Annotated in this window: 1 protein-coding gene; it reads right to left on the bottom strand. The window is 33.3% G+C overall.

Annotated elements, in window-relative coordinates:
• Nucleotides 1-273, bottom strand: a 273-nt coding sequence (locus tag C1642_RS20155; RefSeq protein WP_146035363.1) for an IS3 family transposase, incomplete at both ends; no start/stop codon positions are given.

The raw sequence follows: 273 nt of genomic DNA, 5'->3' as shown, positions 1-273 counted from the left end.
TTTATATGAGCGATATTTCAATGCTCTGATACGTGATTTAATTCCCATGGTTTTCATAAGGCGATATACACATTTATGGTTGATTATTATTCCTGTACTTTTCAGGGCAAGAGTAATTCTACGATAGCCATAGCATTCCTTATGCTTGTGATATATGGACTTAATCTGCTGTTTTAACTCAGTATATTTGTCATTAGAGCGTACAGCTTTCATGTGATAGAAATAAGTACTACGAGCAATCTTTGCAATACTGAGTAAGAGTTTTAATGGATA

It is taken from the genome of Acinetobacter sp. AKBS16, from assembly GCF_002899995.1.
GTDB lineage: Bacteria > Pseudomonadota > Gammaproteobacteria > Pseudomonadales > Moraxellaceae > Acinetobacter > Acinetobacter baumannii.
Note: the sequence above shows the minus strand (reverse complement) of the source record. Positions and strands in the feature narration are given on the sequence as shown.